This is a genomic window from Haloglomus salinum, assembly GCF_024298825.1.
Taxonomy (GTDB): Archaea; Halobacteriota; Halobacteria; order Halobacteriales; family Haloarculaceae; genus Haloglomus; species Haloglomus salinum.
The window spans coordinates 1479908-1499351 of the sequence record NZ_CP101153.1 but is presented as its reverse complement, the minus strand read 5'-3'; the positions used below and the strand labels follow the sequence as shown (position 1 = coordinate 1499351).

Sequence of the window (19444 nt, the reverse complement as noted above, 5' to 3'; positions counted from 1 at the left end):
CTCGACTCGCGCGCCTCGCTGCGCTCCTCACTCGCTTCGCTCGTTGCGGTGCTTGCGTCGGCGTGCTTCGTCGAGCGGGCGGCCCCTTTCAGTCCCGCCCTGTTGCTGGTCGCATCGAGCGTTCGCGCGTTGTGGTTCCAGCGGAGTGCTAGCGTCCCCACACCTCCCCGCGCCAGCGGCGGGGTGTTCCGGCCCGCTCGCTGGCGCGAACGACCTCCACAGGGGGGCCGCTGGCGCGCTTCCTGGCCCCGGAACCGGCCGACGGAGCAACCGCTCTCCGGCCGGGAGCGCACGAGGGCTTCGTAGCCGTCTTGCTGTCTTCGGTCGGCGCTGCTGTGGGTCGCTGTCGTCGCTGTTGTCCTCGTTCGTCGCTGGGAGCGGGAGTCTCGGCAGACGACGACCTCGTCCCGATATCTGAAAGATTGATAGGTGCCTCCACGTAACTGACTGGCAGTGTCATCATACCTGGACGAGGACACGGCCCGGACGCTGGACAGTGGCCGTGAGACGGCGGGCGCGATGCTCCGGCAGGTCCAGAAGCACCTGCAGAAGGTGTTCATCCTGTTCGTCGTCGGGCTCATGGGGACCATCTACGTCCTCCGGAACTTCGTCTGGGCCCAGCTGAAGGCCGACCTCAACGTTCAGGAGGACATCGTCATCGTCGCGGTCACGCCGTTCGACGTCATCCTCCTCCAGGTGAAGATCGGCCTCGTCGTCGGGATACTCGTCGCGCTCCCCCTGTTGCTCTACTACTCCCGGGACGCGCTGAAAGCGCGTGGCATCTGGCCGACCGGCATCCCCCGCTGGAAGATCGCCACCGTCTCGTTCTTCAGCTTCCTGCTGTTCTGCGGCGGCGTCGCGTACGGCTACGCCGTCTTCTTCCCCACCGCCTTCCAGTTCCTCGCCGAGAACGCCGTCCAGTCCGGCTTCGCGCCCACCTACTCCATCGTCAAGTGGGCGCAGTTCATCATGCTGCTCTCGGCCTCGTTCGGGCTCGCGGCCCAGCTCCCGCTCGTGATGAGCGCACTCTCGTATTCGGGTGTCGTCCCGTACACGACGTTCCGTGACTACTGGCGCCACGCCATCGTCGGGCTGTACGCCATCGGCGCCCTCTTCACGCCGCCGGACCCGCTCACGCAGCTGATGTGGGCGACACCGCTGGTCGTCCTCTACGCCATCAGCCTCCAGATATCGAAGTTCGTCGTCACCGCGAAGGTGTCCAGCCAGCGCCTCGGGGTCAAGAACGTCGCCCGCGCCCGCTGGAACGTGCTCGCCGGCGCGGCCGCCGTCGCCTTCGCCGCGACCTACTTCGGCTACCAGGCGCTGCTGGCCGGCGCGGCCGACTCGCTGGTCCCGCGTGTCAACGCCGCCCTGACCGTCCTCGACCGGTACACCGCGACGGGACGGCTCCGTCCGCCCTCGCAGTGGACGCCCGACCCCATCCTCGGGCTCTCGCCCGAGGTCGCGCTCGGTATCGGCGCCGTCGCCGTCGCGCTGGGGGCCGTCCTCGTGGCGCTGGCGTACCTCCTGGTCGCCGCCGTCGACGACATCATCGAGGCCGAGGGTGGGCTGAAAGCGGTCGAGCGTGGGCTCAATCGCTCGGCGACGGCGGGCGAGGGCGGCCCCGCCCCCGCCTCGACCGGTGCGCCCGGGGATATCGACCTCTCGGAGCTCGATGCGGGCGGCATCCGTGCAGCACCCATCGAGGCGTTCGCCGATATGGAGGAGGACGAGGCGCTTTCGCTCGCCGGCGACGCCATGGACGAGGACGACCCCGACACGGCCCAGGCCATCCTCGACCGCTTCGACGAGGCCCAGGAGCTGGCCGAGGCCGACCCCGTCGAGAAGGGGGCGACCGCGGCCGCGGCCAACGACGTGGGCCGCCCGGCGGGCGCGGCGGAGCCGGGCCCGAACGAGGCCGGCGTCAGCGCCGACACGGAGGAGGCCGGCGTCGGCACCCGCACTGCCGCGGGCGTCGCCAACGCCTTCACCGCCGAGGAAACCGACGAGGACGACATCGGCGGCTACCTCTACGACATCCAGTTCATCGTCGAGTCGCTCACCTCGAAGGCGTTCCTCATCGTTGGGCTGTTCATGGTCGTGCTGGCGGCCTCATTCAGCGCGCTCTATCTGGGCGGTATCGGTTACCTGAAAGAGCAGTTCATCAGCCGCGTCCCGTCGCAGGTGGTCGACCCGAGCGCCATCGACATCGTCGCGCTCCATCCGGTCGAGGTGCTCATCTTCGAGATCAAGGTCTCGGTCATCTTCGCCGCGGTCGCCACGCTGCCGGTGCTGCTGTACTTCGCGTGGCCCGCGCTGAAGGAGCGTGGCTTCGCCGCCGGCGACCGCAACGTCCTGCTCCTGTGGGGCGGGCTCACGACACTCGGCCTCGTCGCCGGCAGTGCGGTCGGCTTCCTCTACGTCGCGCCCAACATCATCTCCTGGCTCGTCGCGGACGCGCTCGGCGCGAACATGGTCATCGCCTACCAGATCAACTCCTTCGGCTGGCTGGTCTTCTTCACGACCGTCGGCGTCGGGCTGCTGTTCGATATCCCCGTCACCATGTACCTGTTCCACCGGGGCGGGCTGGTGCCCTACCGCACGCAGCTGGGGCGCTGGCGCGAGGTGACCGTGCTCATCCTCGGCGGCGCCGCGCTGTTCACGCCGAAAAGCGTCTTCTCGATGTTCATCGTCGGCATCCCGGTCCTGCTGGCGTACTTCGCGGGGCTGGGCCTGCTGTACGTCGTCACGCTGGGCGGCCGACGCGGCGGGCCGCCGAAGCCCGCGCCGGAGGCCGAGGCGGCGGATTGAGCGCGCCCGTCACCCGTAGAGACAGTTGTCTACATCATCCTCGTCGGTCTCGATGCCGGACGGGAATCTCCCCCTTCGCATCGCCGCCTTCTCGACCTCGGACAGGGGAACGAACTTCGGCATACCGCCACATCGTTCGTGGAAACACATCAGTGTTCGTCACAGCCCTCCCTGCCCGGTAACTTCGCATCCCTCCGCGCCCGACCCCGAAGGTCAATATCGTCCGGCCGATAGACGCGGTATGCCCAAGATATCCGTCGAGATGCCCCAGGAGCTCCTCGAGGACCTCGACGAGCACGTCGGCGACGACGGGAAGTTCGTCAACCGGAGCGACGCCATCCGCGCCTCCGTGCGGAAGACGCTGGACGTGCTGGACGAGATCGACGCCCGCCACGGGCGGCTGGACGACGAGGAAGAAGGGTAGCCTGCGGCACTACTCGTCCGGGTCCCGGTCCACGACCTCGGCGAAGCCGAATTTCGGCTTCACCTCGTCGACCCGTACCCGAACCCGGTCGCCCACGCTCGTTCCCGGGACGAACAGCGTGTACCCCTCGACGCGGGCGATGCCGTCGCCCTCGTTGCCCTCGTCGCTCACCTCGACGACGACCTCGTCTCCGGCTCGGACGGGTGCCGTGAGGCGGTTCTTCGCGACGAGGTAGAGCTCCGAGGACGCGTCCCGCGAGGCGGGCGGCCGGACCTCGCGGACGTACTCGAACTCCGCGTCGACATCGGCCTTCAGGTCGTCGAGGTCGCGTCCGTCGAACACCTTCACGGCGAGGTCGCCGCCCGCCGGGAGCACCGTCAGTGCGGTCTCGAACGCCTGTCGCGCGAGGTGGACCGAGCGGGCGTGGTCGAGGTCGTACTCCCCGCTCATGTTCGGCGCCATGTCCGAGAGGACGGTGTCGGCGCCGCCCTCGCCGACCAGCTCCTGGACCCGCTCGCGGGTGTCGGCCTCGGTCATGTCCCCGCGGACGGTCTCGACGTGTGCGGCACCGTCGCCGCTGCCGGCCTCGTCCTCCGAGAGGTTCCGGACGTTCTGGAGGTCGACGCCGACGACCTTGCCGCTCGCACCGACGCGCTGGGCCGCGACCTGCAGCCAGCCACCGGGAGCGGCACCCAGGTCGACGACGATGTCGCCCTGTGAGAGGAGGCCACACTCCTCGTCGAGTTGCTGGAGCTTGTACGCCGCCCGCGAGCGGTAGCCCTCCTGCTTGGCGCGGTTGTAGTACTCGTCACGACCCGTCATGTCCATCTCACCGTGTTCACCGACACGGTCTCGGAGGGGGTCCACTGGGTGTCTCGCCCCGGTCGTTCCCTGTCCTCCGAGCGTGATGGTCGGCTCCCCGGTTCCGCCGAATCCACGGTCATACCCGTCGTGACGCCGTCGATGGGGAAATGGACATCGGATGCGCCCGTACGGGTGCTGTCCGCCGCCGCCGTCGTGTCCGACGCCAGACGTCTCCGGTGGCGAGGCGAGCGACCACGGCGTCAGCCGTGGGAGGAACCGGTGACGATACCGGGGCTGGAGTTCGCCGGACCGGACCTCAGGTGTCGAAGAACCGGTCGGGCGCCATCCGCGAGAGCCGCATCGAGTTGCCCGTCACGCCGAGGCTCATCCCCATGTCGCCGACCACGACCGCCAGCGCGACGCTCACCAGCCCCAGCGGGACGCCGAGTGCGAGCAGTGCCTTCACGCCGAGACTCGACCAGATGTTCTGCCTGATGACGCCGTTGGCCTTGTTCGAGAGCGCGTAGAGGTAGGGGAGCTTGCCGATGTCGTCACCCATCAGCGCGATGTCGGCGGTCTCGATGGCCGTGTCCGTGCCGGCGGCGCCCATCGCGATTCCGACATCGGCGGTCGCCAGCGCGGGGGCGTCGTTGATGCCGTCGCCGACCATCGCCACGTCGCCGTACTCCGCCTGCAGCTCCGCCACGGCGTCGACCTTCTCGTCCGGCAACAGTTCGGCCCGGTACTCGTCCACGCCGACCTGCCCGGCGATGGCGCGGGCGGTGCCCTCGTTGTCGCCGGTCAGCATCACCACGTGTGCGACACCGAGGTCGTGCAGCCGCTCGACTGCCCGCTCGGCGGCCGGCCGCACCTCGTCGGCGATAGCGATGACGCCGACCAGTTCGTCCTCGGTGCCGACGAGGATGACCGTCTTCCCTTCGTCCTCGAACCGGGCGATAGCGCCGTTCTCGATGTCGGCACAGTCCTCGCGCTCGCACTGCTCGTCTGCCACCTCGGCGACCGTCCCGCCGTCGGCACGGAGGTGCGCGTGCGCCAGGTCGAAGCCCAGTTCCTCGAACAGGGACGGCTTGCCCGCGTAGTACGTCTCGCCGCCGATAGCCGCGCGGATACCCTTCCCCGTGATGCTCTCGAACCCTTCGATGCCCGGCAGGTCGCCGACCGCCGCCGCGTCGGCACACGCGAGAATCGCCTCGCCGATGGGGTGTTCACTCCGCTGCTCGAGCGCGGCCGCGTGCCGGAGCACTGTCTCCTCGCTCGCATCACCGAGCGAGACCACATCCGTGACCGCGAGTTCGCCCCTGGTGAGGGTCCCCGTCTTGTCCACGGCGATGGCGTCGACATCACCCATCGCCTCGAGGTGGTTGCCACCCTTGATGAGGACGCCGTTCTTCGCGGCGCTGGTGATTCCCGACACCACGGAGACGGGCGTGGAGATGACGAACGCACACGGACACGCGATGACCAGCAGAGTGAGCCCGCGGATGAACCACGTCTGCCAGCTCCCGCTGAAGGTGTGCGAGACGCCGGCGACCCCGACGGTGGCCCCCCCACTGATGAACAGCGGCGGGAGCGCGGCGGTCAGAATCGCCAGGACGACGACCACCGGGGTGTAGTAGCCCGCGAACCGGTCGACGAACTGCTCCTTCTCGGTCTTGTTCGCCTGTGCGCCCTGCACCATCTCGATGATCTGGGAGAGCGTCGACTCCGAGGCGGGCGCGGTCGTCTCGAACTCGAGATATCCGTCCTCGTTGATGCTGCCGGCGTACACCTCGTCGCCGACCGCCTTGTCGACGGGGACGCTCTCGCCGGTGATGGGGGACTCGTCGACGGCACTCCTGCCCTCGACGACGGTGCCGTCGAGCGGGATCTTGTCGCCGGGGCGGACGATGACCGTCTCGCCGACTTCGACCTCGTCGGCGGGGATGGTCACCTCCTCGCCGCCGGTTCCGGGTGTCTCCGACGACCCGGTGTCGCGGCGGACGGTCGCCTCGTCGGGCGACAGCTCCATCAGCTCCCGCAGGGAGTCACGCGCCCGGTCCATCGCGTAGTCCTCCAGCAGTTCGGCGATACTGAACAGCACCGCCAGCGTCGCGGCCTCGACGAAGTAGCCGATGCCGGTCGCGGCGATGATGGCCGTCCCCATCAGCAGGTCGATGTCGAGGCTCAGGTTCTTCGCGGAGTAGTAGCCGCCGCGAACGACCGGGATACCGCTGGTGACGATCGCGACGAGGAAGAGCACGTCCGCGACGTGAAGTGGGTGCTCGAGGACGCTGGCGACGGCGAGGTTCTGTCCGGCCAGGACGAACTTGAAGAGGAGGCCGAGCGACACGAACACCGCGCCGACCCACGTCTTGACCGCCCGGGAACTCGTCCAGACCTCGGACGGCGGTGCGACCTCCATCCCACCGCCGCCCCTGTCGTCGTCGCTCTCGGCACCGCGACCGACGACCTCGTAGCCCGCGTTCTCGACGGCCCGAACGACATCGGCTTCGGTGGTGCGGTCGGGGTCGTAGGTGACCGTGGCCGTGCCGGTGGTCGGCTGGAGAGCGACCTCGACCACGCCGTCGACGCGCTCGAGGCTCTTGTCGACCTTCTGCGCGCAGGAGGGGCAGTCCATCTCGGGGACGGCGAGGCGGGCGGTCAGCTCGCGTCGCTGCCCGCTGCCGCGTGGCGGCCCCGCCGCATTCGGGGTCTCTGTCATATCCCTGGGTAGGAGCGGGTGCTCGATAGCCCTTTGTTGGAATATTCCAATTCGCGGGCGCCAGCGCGATGCCTGCCCCTGGCGTCAGCGCGACGCAAGTCGTTCGCTCGCTTCCCGCTCGCCTGCGACGTGTTGCTTCGCCAGGTGTTCCTCCGCCCGGCGGAGCCGGTAGGTGAGCGTCGACCGTGGTACGTCGAGATGCTCGGCCAGCTCCCCGACATCGACCTCGCGGGGCGACTCGTAGTAGCCGTGTTCGACGGCTGCCCGGAGCGCGGCCTCCTGCTCCGGGGACAGGCCGCTCGTCTTCCCGTCGCTCCCCCCAGCCGATGCCGTAGTATCCGCGGTTCGGAGCATCTCCAGCCGGGCACACTCCCCGACAGCCGCCTCCAGATCGTCGAAGAAGGCCGCCAGGTCCCCCTCCCCGGAGTGGATGAGCCGCCACGTGTAGTGGCGGCCCTCGTGGCGCGTCTCGAACAGCACGCCGTCCCCGAGGTGGTCGCGGGCGATGTGGGGAACCGAGGCACAGGTGGGCGTGCGCTCCCAGTCGGAGTAGAGGACGAGCGCACCGTCCGTGCGGTCGAGGACGCGGGTGGTCTGCGTGGCGCCACAGTCCTCGGTCGCCAGGCAGTCGGCGTAGTAGTCGCTGTTGTGGAAGGCGTCCTCGATGGCGTCGAGCGCGTCCGGGGTCCCGTTGGCGTGGTCGACCCGCCAGAGCCGCTCGGCGGTGGCGTGCAGCGAGAGCGAGCGGACGCGGGCGTCGGGGTGGTCGGCGAGGGCGTCCGCCACCCTGTTGCACCCTGGCTCGTACTCGAGGGCGAAGACGAGTTCGCGCATACCACCGCGTAGGCGGCCACAGGGCATAACACGTGGGCTCGGTACCATCCCCGTTGATGCAGGTCGAACTCCTCCCGGCCGGACCCCCCACCGTCGAACCGCTCGGTGATAGCCGAGTTCCCGGGACCACCGCGTCCAGCCATGTGCCCCCGGTAGCCAGCGACCTAGAGTTTGAATACCCTCCCGTCACTGCGCCGTGACATGGGACTGCATACCAATGCAGAGGGGGGAACGGAGGGGAGTCGAACGCCGGTCGACCGACGCCGGTTCCTCAGGGGTGCCACGACGGTCGGTGCCGGACTCGCCCTCGCCGGGTGTAGTACGGATGTCGGCGACTTCGGCGACGGCGGCGATGGTGGGGACGGTGGGGGTGACGGCGGCGGCGGCGACGCGACCCCAACCAGCGTGGGCACGGAGCCCCCGCTCACCCCCGCGGACTGTGACCCGGAGCCGATCGAGTCGGACATCACGTCGGACACGACCTGGGACGCCAGCGACTGTCCGCGGGTCGCCCTCGAGACCAACGTCAGGGTCACCAGCGGGGCGACGCTGACCATCGAACCGGGCGTCGAGGTCGTCGGCAAGCCCGGGTCGAAGCTGACGGTGAAGGGCGACGGGACGCTCGTAGCTAGCGGCAGCGCCAGCGACCCCATCTGGTTCTACGGTGACTCGAGGGTGCCGGCCCACTGGCAGACCATCGAGATAGAGTCGGAGAACCCCAACGAACTGTCGAACGTGGTCGTCCACGATGCGGGCGGCGGCGACTGGGCGAACGTCTGGGTGCAGGGTGGCGCTCGACTCTCGGTGACCGACTCCTGGTTCGCCAACAGCGGGACGTGGGGACTGGTGGCCGAGGACGGCGCCACGCTCGATTTCGCGCGGAACGCGTTCACCGGGAACGAGACGGCGCCGCTGTCGGTGTCCACGACGCTCGTCGGCGCGCTCGACGGCGTCTCGCTGTACGCCGGCGGCAACGGGACCGACCACATCGAGGTCAGCGCTGCGGATGTCGAGAGCGAGGCCACGTGGCCCGCCACCGACGCCCCGTTCTTCTTCGAAGGGAACAGTCGGCTGCTCGCTCCTGTCTCGGTCGACCGGGGGGCGCGGTTCACCTTCGCGGAAGGCGGGAAGTTGACGGTCAAACCGGAAGGGTCGCTCGCCGCGAGCGGGACGAGCGAGCGCCCGATCGTCTTCGAGGGCGACGAGGAGGTCCCCGGCTACTGGCAGACCATCGAGTTCGAATCCAACAACCCCGACAACGAACTGTCGAACGTGGTCGTCCGGGACGCGGGCGGCGGCGACTGGGCGAACGTCTGGGTGCAGGGCGGTGCCCGACTCTCTGTTTCGAACAGCACGTTCGCCAACAGCGCCACGTGGGGGCTGGTGGCCGAGGACGGTGCCACGCTCCCGGAGTTCGCGACGAACACGTTCACCGGGAACGAGACGGCGCCGCTGTCGGTGTCCACGACGCTCGTCGGCGCGCTCGATGCCGGGTCGACCTACGCCGGCGACAACGGTGCCGACCGCATCGAAGTCGACGGAACGGATGTCGAGAGCGAGGCCACGTGGCCTGCCACGGACGCTCCCATCTATCTTCAGGGCAACAGCCGACTGTTCGCCCCCGTCTCGGTCGACTCCGGGGCACAGTTCACCTTCGCCGAAGGCGGGAAGCTGACCGTCAAACCGGAGGGCGCGCTCTCGGCGGACGCCGGGGACGGGGAGCCCATCGTCTTCGAGGGCGCCGAGCAGTCGCCGGGCTACTGGCAGACCATCGAGTTCGAATCCAACAACCCCGACAACGTCCTCGACAACGTGGAGGTGGCCTACGGCGGCGGTGGCGACTGGGCGAACGTCTGGGTGCAGAACGGTGCCCGCCTCTCCCTGACCAACTCCAGACTCGCGAACAGCGCCACCTGGGGCCTCGTCGTCGAGGGGGGCGCGACCTTCGAGGGGCGCAACAACGTCTACGAGAACAACGCCGAAGGCGGCATCAGGGACGACACCAGCTGACACGTGCCGGAGTCGGGGTGGTGTGGTTCCGGTGTGTCCGGCGCGACCACGGCCGCACGCCGAACACTTAGGTACGAGTACACACATCACTCGATATCGTGGCGGACAACACATCCGCAGGTGGTGGCGGGCCGTCGGTCGGAGAGGCGCTCCCGCCGGAGGGGGCGCTGCGGGAGGGGATACTGGAGATCAGTCCCGTCCCCATCGCCATCCTCGACGCCGACCGGCAGGTCGTCCTCGCCAACGACAGAGCGAAGCGAGAACTGGGACTCAGAGAGGAGGAACTCCTCGGCCTGAGTACGGACGACTCGTCGCTCTCGGCCGTCGACGCCGACGGCGACCCCGTCGGGGAGGGCGAGGGGATCACGGCCGAGATCCTCGAGACCGGCGAACCCGTCCAGAACCGGGTCTATCGCATCGACCTGCCGACCGGGGAGCACATCTGGCTCTCCATCAGCGGGACGCCACTGCTGGACGATGACGGCGCGGTCGAGCACATCGTCCTCGCCTTCGAGAACATCACGGAGCGCAAGGAGCGCGAGCGCCGGTTCGATGCCGTCTTCAACAACACCTACCAGTTCACGGGACTGATGGAGCCCGACGGCACGCTCATCGAGGCCAACCGGACGGCACTCCAGTTCGTCGGGGCCGAGCGCGAGGCGGCCGTCGGGAAGCATCTCGCGGAGTCGCCGTGGATCACCGACGGGAACCGCGAGCGCGTCTACGACGCCACCGAGCGCGCTCGTGGGGGCGAGTTCGTCCGCTTCGAGATGGAGATCCACAGCGCCGAGCGCGAGGGGACCGTTCCCATCGACTTCTCGCTGAAGCCGTTCACCGACGAGCACGGCGAGGTCGTCCTGCTCATCCCGGAGGGACGGGACATCACGGAACTCAAACAGCGGGAGGCCGACCTTCGCGAGGAGCGGGCCTTCACCGATAGCATGCTCGGGGCCGTGCCCGACATCTTCTACGCGTACGACGCCGACGGGAACTTCGTCCGGTGGAACGACCGATTCGCCTCGGTGACCGGCTACGACGACGACGAGATCGAGACGATGGAGCCGCTCGACTTCGTTCCGGCGGACGAGTCGGAGTCCGTCGGCGAGGCCATCGGCAGCATCCTCGAGACGGGCGAGCCAGTCGTCATCGAGAGCTACCTCGAGACCAGAGCCGGGGACCGGATCCCCTACGAGTTCAAGGCCGGCCAGTGGCGCGGCCCCGAGGGCGAGGTCATGGGTGTGGTCGGCATCGGACGGGATGTCACGGAGCGCAAGGAGCGCGAGCGCCGGTTCGAGGCCATCTTCAACCAGACCTACCAGTTCACGGGACTGATGGAACCCGACGGGACGATGCTCGAGGCCAACGATACCGCACTGTCGTTCGCCGGCATCGAACGGGACGATGTCGTCGGCAAGCATCTGGTCGATGCCGCCTGGATCACCGAGGAGAACCGCGACCAGGTGCGCGAGGCGACCGAGCGCGCTCGCGGGGGCGAGTTCGTCCGCTTCGAGATGGAGATAGACGGTGCGGAGCCGGGCGAGACCGTCCCCATCGACTTCTCGCTGAAACCCGTCACGGACGAGTCCGGCGAGGTCGTCCTGCTCATCCCGGAGGGGCGGGACATCACGGAACTCAAACAGCGGGAGCAGGAGCTGGCCGAGAAGACCGACGAGCTCGAACGGACCGTCGACCGGCTCGAGCGGACCAACGCGGAGCTGGAGCAGTTCGCGTACGTGGCCTCGCACGACCTGCAGGAGCCGCTCCGGATGATATCGAGCTACCTCGACCTGCTGGAGCTGGAGTACGAGGACGCGCTGGACGAGGCGGCCCACGAGTACATCGAGTACGCCGTCGACGGGGCCGACCGGATGCGCGAGATGATCGACGACCTGCTGGCGTTCTCGCGGGTCCAGACCCGGGAGGAGGAGTTCGAGCCCCGGTCGGTCGAGGCTGTCCTCGAGGAGGCCCGGGACAACCTCGCCGTCGCCATCAGCGAGTCCGACGCGACCATCTCCCACGACGACCTCCCGACGCTCGCAGTCGACGACCACCAGCTTCGCCAGCTGTTCCAGAACCTGCTGGACAACGCCATCAGCTACGCCGGCGACGAGCCCCCGCGGGTCCATGTCGCCGCGACAGAGCACGACGACCGCTGGGAGTTCGCCGTCGAGGACGAGGGCGTCGGCATCCCCGAGGCGGAGCAGGACCGTATCTTCGACATCTTCATGCGCGGTGCCGGCACCGAGGATGGCGGCAGCGGTATCGGACTGGCCATCTGCAAGCGCGTTGTCGAGAACCACGGCGGCCGCATCTGGGTCGAGTCCGACCCCGGGGAGGGGACGACGGTCCGGTTCACCCTCGCGAAACGCCCCGGCGGGAACGGGGGTGTTCCGCGATGACCCCCGGTGAGGAGGGGAACCCCATCGAGATACTGCTGGTCGAGGACAACCCCGGCGACGTCCAGCTCACCCGGAAGGCGTTCGAGGACGCCGGCCTCGTCAACAACCTCAGCGTCGTCAACGACGGGGTCGCCGCGATGGAGTACCTCCGCCAGGAGGGCGAGTACACCGACGCCGACCGGCCGGATATGGTGTTGCTGGACCTGAACCTGCCGCGCAAGAGCGGCGAGGAGGTGCTGAGCGATATCAAGCACGACGACGACCTCAAGCGTATCCCGGTCGTCATCCTCACTAGCTCGGACGCCGAGGAGGACATGATAAAGACGTACAACGAGCACGCGAACGCCTACCTCACGAAGCCGGTCGACTTCCAGGGGTTCCTGGATGTCGTGAGCCGGGTCGAGGGGTTCTGGATATCCGTCGTGGAGTTCCCACCCGACTGAGCATGAGTGGACACCCCGACCCCGAGATGACGGGCCCGGCCGCGACCGACGCCGACGACACCACCGAGGAGGCGGACGGGCCCGTCGCGTTCGGCGGACGGTCGCTGCAGGTACTGCTGGTCGAGGACAACTCCGGGGACGCGACGCTCATCGAGACACACCTCGACCGGGTCTCCGGCGACGAGCTCGGGACGGAGCTCTCGCTCACGCACGTCGAGACCCTGACGGCGGCGCTCGACCGGCTCGCGACCGACCAGTTCGATGTCGTCCTGCTGGACCTGGGACTCCCGGAGAGTACCGGTCTCGAGACGGCCGAGCGGGTGCTCGACGCGTACCCTGCCGTCCCGGTCGTCGTCCTGACGGGGCTCCAGAACGAAGAGGTCGCCCTCGAAGCCATCCGCGCCGGTGCTCAGGACTACCTCGACAAGAACGAGCATATCGAGGGGCCGATGCTGGCGCGGGCGGTCCGGTACGCCGTCGAGCGGAAGGCCCGCGAGAAGCAGCTGGAGCTACGCACCGAGCGCCTCGGCGAGTTCGCCGAACTCATCTCCCACGAGCTGCGGAACCCGTTGAGTATCGCCTCGGGGTACGTCCAGCTCGCCCGCGACGGCGACGCCGACACGGCGGACGCGCTGGCCGAGATCGACGACGCCATCGACCGTATCGGGACGCTCGTCGACAAGCTCCACCGGCTCACCTCGCTGAGCACCGCGGACGGCGTCGCACCCGTCGACTTCGAGACGACGGCCGCCGAGCGCTGGGCGGCGACCGCGACACCCGGGGCGACGCTGGAGACGGCCGACGGACTGCCGACCATCGCGGCGAACCCGGACCGCATCCGGTCGCTGTTCGACCAGCTGTTCCGCAACGCCATCGAACACGGCGGCGAGGACGTCACGGTCGAGGTGGGACCGCTGCCCGACGAGGACGGCTTCTACGTGGCCGACGACGGCCCCGGCATCCCGCCCGAGGAGCGCGGTGACCTGTTCGAACACGGCTCGACCGGTGGTTCCGACCCCAGCTTCGGGCTCCCCATCGTCCGCAACGTCGCGGAGGACCACGGCTGGGAGGTCCGTGCCGTCGAGAGCGCCTCCGGCGGGGCCCGTTTCGAGGTCGCCGGGCTCTCGAACACGTTGACGGAGCTCCGGCGGAACGCCGGCGGTCACGGTGGTCCCGGCGGCGGGTGAGTGCCCGCTCCGGCCGCTGATGACGTGCCCTCGGAACCGCCCCCGGTGAACCCGCGCCCGCGCACGCGTAGGGGTGACTTTTTATCGGGGGACGCCGAATCCCGCCGCATGTTCAAGGCCATCGTGAGCGCGGACACGCTGGAGTCCGCGCTCGACTCCGTCAGCGTGCTCGTCGACGAGTGCAAGATCAATCTCAACGAGGACGGACTGGCCATCCGCGCGGTGGACCCGGCGAACGTCGGGATGGTGGACCTCTCGCTCGACGCGGACGCCTTCGAGTCCTACGAGACCGACGGCGGCATCATCGGTGTCAACCTCGCGCGGCTGGAGGAGTTCGTGGGGATGGCCGATTCGGGCCAACTCGTCCAGCTCGAACTCGACGAGGAGACCCGCAAGCTCCACATCCAGATCGAGGGCCTGGAGGGCACGCTCGCGCTCATCGACCCCGACTCCATCCGCCAGGAGCCCGACCTCCCGGACCTGGACCTCCCCGCCGAGATCGTCGTCGAGGGCAAGGACATCGACCGCGCGGTCAAGGCCGCCGACATGGTGAGCGACCACATCGCGCTCGGTGTCGACGTCGACGCCGAGGAGTTCTACGTCGAGGCCGAGGGCGACACCGACGACGTCCACCTCACGCTCACCCGCGACGACCTCATCGACCTCGAGGCAGGCGAGGCCCGCTCGCTGTTCTCGCTCGATTATCTGAAGGACATGAACAAGGCCATCCCGAAGGACGCGGAGGTCCGGATGGAGCTGGGCGAGGAGTTCCCCGTCAAGATGCACTTCGATATCGCGGAAGGGAAAGGTAAAATCACTTATATGTTAGCGCCGCGTATCCAGAGCGACTGAATCAGAGGATGAGCGGAATCTGTCCGTCTTGCGGTGAAGAGTTCGACAAGCCGGGGCTTCACTGGTCACACGGCACCTGTCCGTACCCAGAGATATCTCCGATTCAGGAGGCGGTGTTCGAGGGCCTGCTGATTGGCGATGGGTCGATACCGAAACAGAGCGGCGGCAATAGTGCTCTACTCCATCTCCCGATGATCAACCGCCGCTTTCTGGAGTGGATCGACGAGCGACTCGGCATCCTCACGACGGGCGTCTCGCTGAAGAAGACCGCCTCGGAACTCGCCAGCAACAACCGCGAGAGCGGGTTCAGTCCGAACGCGAAGGAAGAGCGGTACCACGACATGTACACCATCTGGACGCGCACGCATCCGTACTTCGAGGACCTGCGCGAGCGGTGGTATCCAGACCGTAACAAGCAGTTTCCGGATGATCTCGAACTGACACCGCTCCGAGCCAAGCTCTGGTACCTCTGTGACGGCTACCTCGATGTCGGGCAGCATGGTCGTCCCAGAATCGAGATCAAGGCCCGCAACGAGGAGAAGCGTGCCGAGTTCTTGGTTGGGCTGTTCGAGGACGTGGGCTTCTCCCCGCTGTACAAGCGTCACGAACTTCGGTTCACGTGCGACGAGACGGAGCACCTCGTCGAGTGGATGGGCGATCCGCTGCCTGGCTTCGAGTACAAGTGGGCGCTCGGCTCCCGCGAGCAGTACCACGAACTGAAACAGGAGGCGTACGAGGAGCACGCGACGCAGACCATCGAAGTAGAGGACTAAGCTGTCGCACCTCGAATCCATAACTTCTGGGAGTTATTTTGCCATTATGGCCGTAGTTCGTTAGAAATGGCCCATTCTGACACCGTGTTGTTTCTTCTGTTTAGATAGTTGGGAATAAGTGACTAGTGAGGACAGTGGCTGCGGGTATGATTACGTACCATGTCATCAGCGGGGAATATCTGGAGGGTAGTGCTGAATAGAGAGCGCAAGTCGGGAATTGACCAACCGATGTATGATAACCGAGGCTTGGTCGGTACGGAGGAAGACACTTACCGGAGGCGAGAACCTGTCGAACAATGCCCACAATACAGCTGAAGGAGATAGGCCCTCTCGTTGGCGCATTGATTCTTGGGTTCGTCCTCTTCCTCCTCATCAATTACCTGAGTCTCTTTGGGGTGGTGACTGTGGGCTCGGAATTGGTTACGATCTCGTTAGGTGTCCTGATTGGGTACGTGGTTGCTCTTTTCACCAGCTCAGGATAGCTCTGTGAAAGTAATGACTCGGAGGCTCATTTCGGCGCGGGAGAATCAGATTCGTTCCGCTGACTACATCCTCTAAGTCGGTCACGACGCGCATGACCGATTCTCGCCACGAGTCGCCCGCAGCGAATCAGATATCCGCGATTCGCGTCTCCCCGGCCCGCGTTGCCTTACCCTCCTCGACCAGCACGTCCGCCTCGGTTACGCCCGCGGGCAGCAGCACGTCGGCCCGCGAGCCGAAGGAGATGTGGCCGATGCGGTCGCCGCGCTCGAGTTCCTGCCCGGCCTCGACGTACGGGTGGATGCGCCGGGCGAACGCGCCCGCGATGAGGGTCACGCGGTAGTCACCCGTCTCGCGCGCCATGTCGACGTGGACGCGTTCGTTGTGTTCGGACTCCTTCGAGAACGCCAGCCGGTGGCCCCCCGCGATGTGCTCGACCGCCTCGACACGCCCCGCGAGCGGCGCGCGGTTGACGTGGACGTTCGCGGCGTTCATGTAGATGCCCACGCGGACGCGGGCGTCGCCGTCGTGTTCCTCCGTGCGGACGACCGACACCACGCCGTCGGCGGGCGCGACAGCCCCGCTATCGGGCGGTGTGCGTTCGGGGTCGCGGTGGAATGCGAGGACGGCTCCCGCCAGCAGAAGGCCGAGCGCGACGGCCGCGCGGCGTCCCAGCCGTCGGGCGGTCGCGAGGCCCGCGAGCGTGGCGGCGACGGCGTAGCGACCGGCACCGGGTGCGATGCGCATAGCGGGGCTGGGGCGGTCGGGCACATCACCGTTCCGCCCGCGCCCGCGAACCCCTCCGCTTCCGGTGGAGATGCGGTTTGGGGCCGTGAAATTATGACACGGTAGCCGTCGATTCGCGGCTACCGGGGAGCTACCTGGCGTTGTGCACGCTCTATGCGACCGGACAGGTCGGTATCTGGACTCGAAACGGAGGCGGTCTGGGGGTGGTCGGGGCGCGTCTGGCGGTGCCCGGGTGGTCCCCTCGGCCGTGTGGCCGCCTGCCGGGATACTGCAAGGACTTAGTACGCGGCCCGTCTCGGGCCGGTATGAACGTCGCAGACGCCATGACGCCGCGCGAAGAGGTGGTGACGGTGTCCATCCCCGGTACCCGCGAGGACGCCCTCGAATACCTGCAGGGCGGTGCCTTCTCCTCGGTCCCCGTGGTGAAGGACGGTGAGGACGGCGAGGAGTTCCGCGGGCTCGTCACCCGCGAGGCGCTTATCGAACGGCCCGACGAGGACCAGCTCGCGCTGCTGGTCGAGGAAGTCCCGACCGTCACGAGCGAGGCCTCGCTGGCCGACGTGGCGCGGCTCGTCCGCGAGAGCGGCCACAACCGCGTCCCCGTGGTCGATAACGACCATCTCGCCGGTATCGTCACCGTGACCGACGTCATCCGGGCGCTGGCCAACGGCGAAATCGCCGGCACGGACGTCGAAGTGGGCCCACTGTCGACCCACGCGGTCAACACGGTCTACCGCGAGACACCGCTCCCGGTCGTACAGGCCGAACTCGACTACGCCGACGTGCCCTACGCGGCCGTGCTCGACGACGAGGGCGAACCCGAGGGCATGCTGACGGAGGTCGACATCATCGAGGTGGCCCGCGTGGAGGAGGGCGAGGCCGAGACCGGCGAATCCCTGGCCGACGAGGACGACGACTGGAAGTGGGAGGGAATCAAGGCGACCGGCAACCGCTACCTTCCGACCCGGAACGTCGAGATTCCGGCCGAGCCGGCTCACCGGTTCATGAGCGAGGACCTCGTGACGGTCACGCGCAAGCGGACCGCACAGGATGCCGCCCAGCTCATGATATCCAACGATATCGAACAGCTCCCGCTGATGACGGCCGACGACATGGTCGGCATCCTCCGGGACATCGACCTGCTCGCCGCGGTGATCGAGGATGAGTGAGGACATGGATGCGGATGCGGACGCGGAGGCGCTCGAGCCGGTCCCGGCCGACGAGGAGCTGGAGACCGTCGCCGAACTCGCGAAACGCCGGGGGTTCTTCTTCCCCGCCTCGCGGGCCTACGGCGGCGTCGCCGGCTTCTACACGTACGGCCCCGAGGGCGCTGCCCTCAAGCGCAACGTCGAGGACGCCTGGCGCGACCTGTTCGTGACCCAGGAGGGCCACATGGAGATATCCGCGCCCGACGTGATGCCCGAGCCCGTCTTCGAGGCGTCGGGCCACCTCGACGGCTTCGACGACATGATAATCGAGTGCCCGGAGTGTGGCACCAACCACCGTGCCGACCACCTCGTCGAGGACGCGACCCGTATCGAGGAGGCCGAGTCGCTCCCGATTCCGGAGGTCGAGGCACTCATCGCGGAGTACGACCTCGACTGTACGGTCTGTGGCGAGCCGCTGACCGATGTCCCCGTCGAGGAGTTCAACCTGATGTTCGAGACGAACATCGGCCCCGGTAGTTCGAAGCCGGGCTACCTCCGCCCGGAGACGGCCCAGGGCATCTTCGTGGAGTTCCCGCAGCTCAAACAGTACGCCCGGAACCAGCTCCCGTTCGGCGTCGCGCAGGTCGGCACCGCGTGGCGCAACGAGATATCGCCGCGTCGCGCGCTCGTCCGGGTCCGGGAGTTCACGCAGGCAGAGCTGGAGCACTTCGTCGACCCCGACGAGGACGAGCCGCCCCTCCACCGGGTCGCGGACGTCGAACTCACGCTGTACCCGGCCGACGAGCAGGAGGCCGATGACGGGGAGTACGTCACCTGCACGGTGCAGGAGGCCGTCGACGAGAACATCGTCGCCTCCGACTGGGTCGCCTACTACCTGGGGCTCTCGCAGGACTGGTACGAGCGGGTCGGCGTCGACATGGACCGGTTCCGCTACCGCCAGCACCTCTCGGGCGAACTCGCCCACTACGCCGCGGACTGCTGGGACGCCGAGGCCGAACTCGGCGGCGACTGGGTCGAGATTACGGGCTTTGCCTACCGCTCGGACTACGACCTCTCGAAGCACGGCGCCCACTCCGACGAGGATTTCACGCTGTTCAAGCAGTACGACGAGCCCAAGACCGTCGAGCGTGCGACCGTCGACCCCGATATGTCCGTCCTCGGACCGGAGTTCGGCGGCGACGCCGGCGCGGTGCAGGAGGCGCTCAACGACCTCGTCGCGCGCGACCCCGACGCCTTCGACGGCGAGAGCGTCGCAGTCGAGGTCGACGGCGAGACCTACGAGGTCGACGTCGAGGACGCGAACTTCGCCCGCGAGGAGGTCACGGAGTCGGGCGAGCACATCACGCCCCACGTCGTGGAGCCGTCGTTCGGTATCGGTCGCATCGTCTATACGGTTCTCACGCACGCGTACGACCGCGACCTGGTGGACGGTGAGGAGCGTGCGTTCCTCGACCTGCCGCCCGAGGTGGCACCGACGACGGTCGGCGTCTTCCCGCTGATGGACAAGGACGGCCTCGGCGAGCGCGCCCGCGAGGTGGAGGCGGACCTCCGGCAGGCCGGCTTCGCCGTCGCGTACGACGACTCGGGCAACATCGGCCGGCGCTACCGCCGTCAGGACGAGGTCGGCACGCCGTACTGTGTGACGGTCGACTACGAATCGCTGGAGGACGACACCGTCACCGTCCGCGAGCGTGACTCGACCGAGCAGGCCCGCGTCGATATCGAGGAGTTGCCCGTCACGCTGACCGCGCTCCGGACCGGGAGCACCGACATCTCCGAGCTGTAGGTC

Annotated in this window: 15 protein-coding genes; 11 read left to right on the top strand and 4 right to left on the bottom strand. The window is 67.9% G+C overall.

The genetic code is table 11. The features are described 5' to 3' along the window. The first annotated feature begins 453 nt into the window (after positions 1-453). Together NL115_RS07325 and NL115_RS07320 are read left to right on the top strand one after the other, a co-directional pair. Complete coding sequence (locus NL115_RS07325) at positions 454-2811, top strand: twin-arginine translocase subunit TatC (RefSeq protein WP_254832527.1); 2358 nt, start codon at positions 454-456, stop codon at positions 2809-2811. A gap of 241 nt (positions 2812-3052) precedes the next feature. Further along, positions 3053-3235: a ribbon-helix-helix domain-containing protein gene (locus tag NL115_RS07320; RefSeq protein ID WP_254832526.1), complete on the top strand. Its 183-nt coding sequence runs from the start codon at positions 3053-3055 to the stop codon at positions 3233-3235. Between the two features lie 9 nt (positions 3236-3244). Here NL115_RS07320 and NL115_RS07315 read toward each other — a convergent pair whose 3' ends face one another. The 3 genes from NL115_RS07315 to NL115_RS07305 all read right to left on the bottom strand — a co-directional run bounded on the left by NL115_RS07315 (position 3245) and on the right by NL115_RS07305 (position 7595). Next, positions 3245-4057, bottom strand: a complete 813-nt coding sequence (locus NL115_RS07315; protein ID WP_254833071.1) for a 23S rRNA (uridine(2552)-2'-O)-methyltransferase — start codon at positions 4055-4057, stop codon at positions 3245-3247. A gap of 298 nt (positions 4058-4355) precedes the next feature. Next, on the bottom strand, positions 4356-6761 hold the full coding sequence (locus NL115_RS07310) for a heavy metal translocating P-type ATPase (RefSeq protein ID WP_254832525.1): 2406 nt from the start codon (positions 6759-6761) through the stop codon (positions 4356-4358). An 84-nt stretch (positions 6762-6845) separates the two neighbouring features. Then, positions 6846-7595 carry a helix-turn-helix domain-containing protein gene (locus NL115_RS07305; protein ID WP_254832524.1) on the bottom strand — a complete coding sequence of 250 codons (750 nt, stop codon included), beginning with the start codon at positions 7593-7595 and terminating at the stop codon, positions 6846-6848. Between the two features lie 201 nt (positions 7596-7796). Here NL115_RS07305 and NL115_RS07300 point away from each other — a divergent pair, with 201 nt between their 5' ends. From NL115_RS07300 to NL115_RS07270, 7 genes are all read left to right on the top strand, one after another. After that, positions 7797-9605 (top strand): twin-arginine translocation signal domain-containing protein, encoded by a 1809-nt coding sequence (locus tag NL115_RS07300; RefSeq protein WP_254832523.1) that lies wholly within the window; start codon positions 7797-7799, stop codon positions 9603-9605. A gap of 98 nt (positions 9606-9703) precedes the next feature. Continuing rightward, positions 9704-12004, top strand: coding sequence for a PAS domain-containing sensor histidine kinase (locus NL115_RS07295; protein WP_254832522.1), 2301 nt, complete (start codon positions 9704-9706; stop codon positions 12002-12004). Further along, entirely contained in the window at positions 12001-12447 is a 447-nt protein-coding gene (locus NL115_RS07290) for a response regulator (RefSeq protein ID WP_254832521.1), read from the top strand. The genes NL115_RS07295 and NL115_RS07290 overlap by 4 nt, the downstream gene beginning before the upstream one ends. Before the next feature lie 2 nt (positions 12448-12449). Further along, positions 12450-13634, top strand: coding sequence for a sensor histidine kinase (locus NL115_RS07285; RefSeq protein WP_254832520.1), 1185 nt, complete (start codon positions 12450-12452; stop codon positions 13632-13634). A 108-nt stretch (positions 13635-13742) separates the two neighbouring features. Continuing rightward, on the top strand, positions 13743-14486 hold the full coding sequence (locus NL115_RS07280; RefSeq protein WP_254832519.1) for a DNA polymerase sliding clamp: 744 nt from the start codon (positions 13743-13745) through the stop codon (positions 14484-14486). Between the two features lie 8 nt (positions 14487-14494). Continuing rightward, positions 14495-15259 carry a hypothetical protein gene (locus tag NL115_RS07275; RefSeq protein WP_254832518.1) on the top strand — a complete coding sequence of 255 codons (765 nt, stop codon included), beginning with the start codon at positions 14495-14497 and terminating at the stop codon, positions 15257-15259. 296 nt (positions 15260-15555) lie between these two features. Next, the gene (locus NL115_RS07270) at positions 15556-15741 is read left to right on the top strand and encodes a hypothetical protein (RefSeq protein ID WP_254832517.1); all 186 of its coding nucleotides are present in this window, start codon (positions 15556-15558) and stop codon (positions 15739-15741) included. Between the two features lie 127 nt (positions 15742-15868). On the opposite strand, the gene NL115_RS07265 is transcribed toward NL115_RS07270, so the two are convergent. Beyond that, positions 15869-16486, bottom strand: a complete 618-nt coding sequence (locus NL115_RS07265; protein WP_254832516.1) for a protein sorting system archaetidylserine decarboxylase — start codon at positions 16484-16486, stop codon at positions 15869-15871. A 305-nt stretch (positions 16487-16791) separates the two neighbouring features. On the opposite strand from NL115_RS07265, the gene NL115_RS07260 reads away from it, so the two are divergent. Both NL115_RS07260 and glyS read left to right on the top strand, forming a co-directional pair. Then, positions 16792-17655: a CBS domain-containing protein gene (locus NL115_RS07260; RefSeq protein WP_254832515.1), complete on the top strand. Its 864-nt coding sequence runs from the start codon at positions 16792-16794 to the stop codon at positions 17653-17655. After that, entirely contained in the window at positions 17648-19441 is a 1794-nt protein-coding gene (gene glyS, locus NL115_RS07255; protein WP_350355293.1) for a glycine--tRNA ligase, read from the top strand. The genes NL115_RS07260 and glyS overlap by 8 nt, the downstream gene beginning before the upstream one ends. Positions 19442-19444 lie beyond the last annotated feature (3 nt).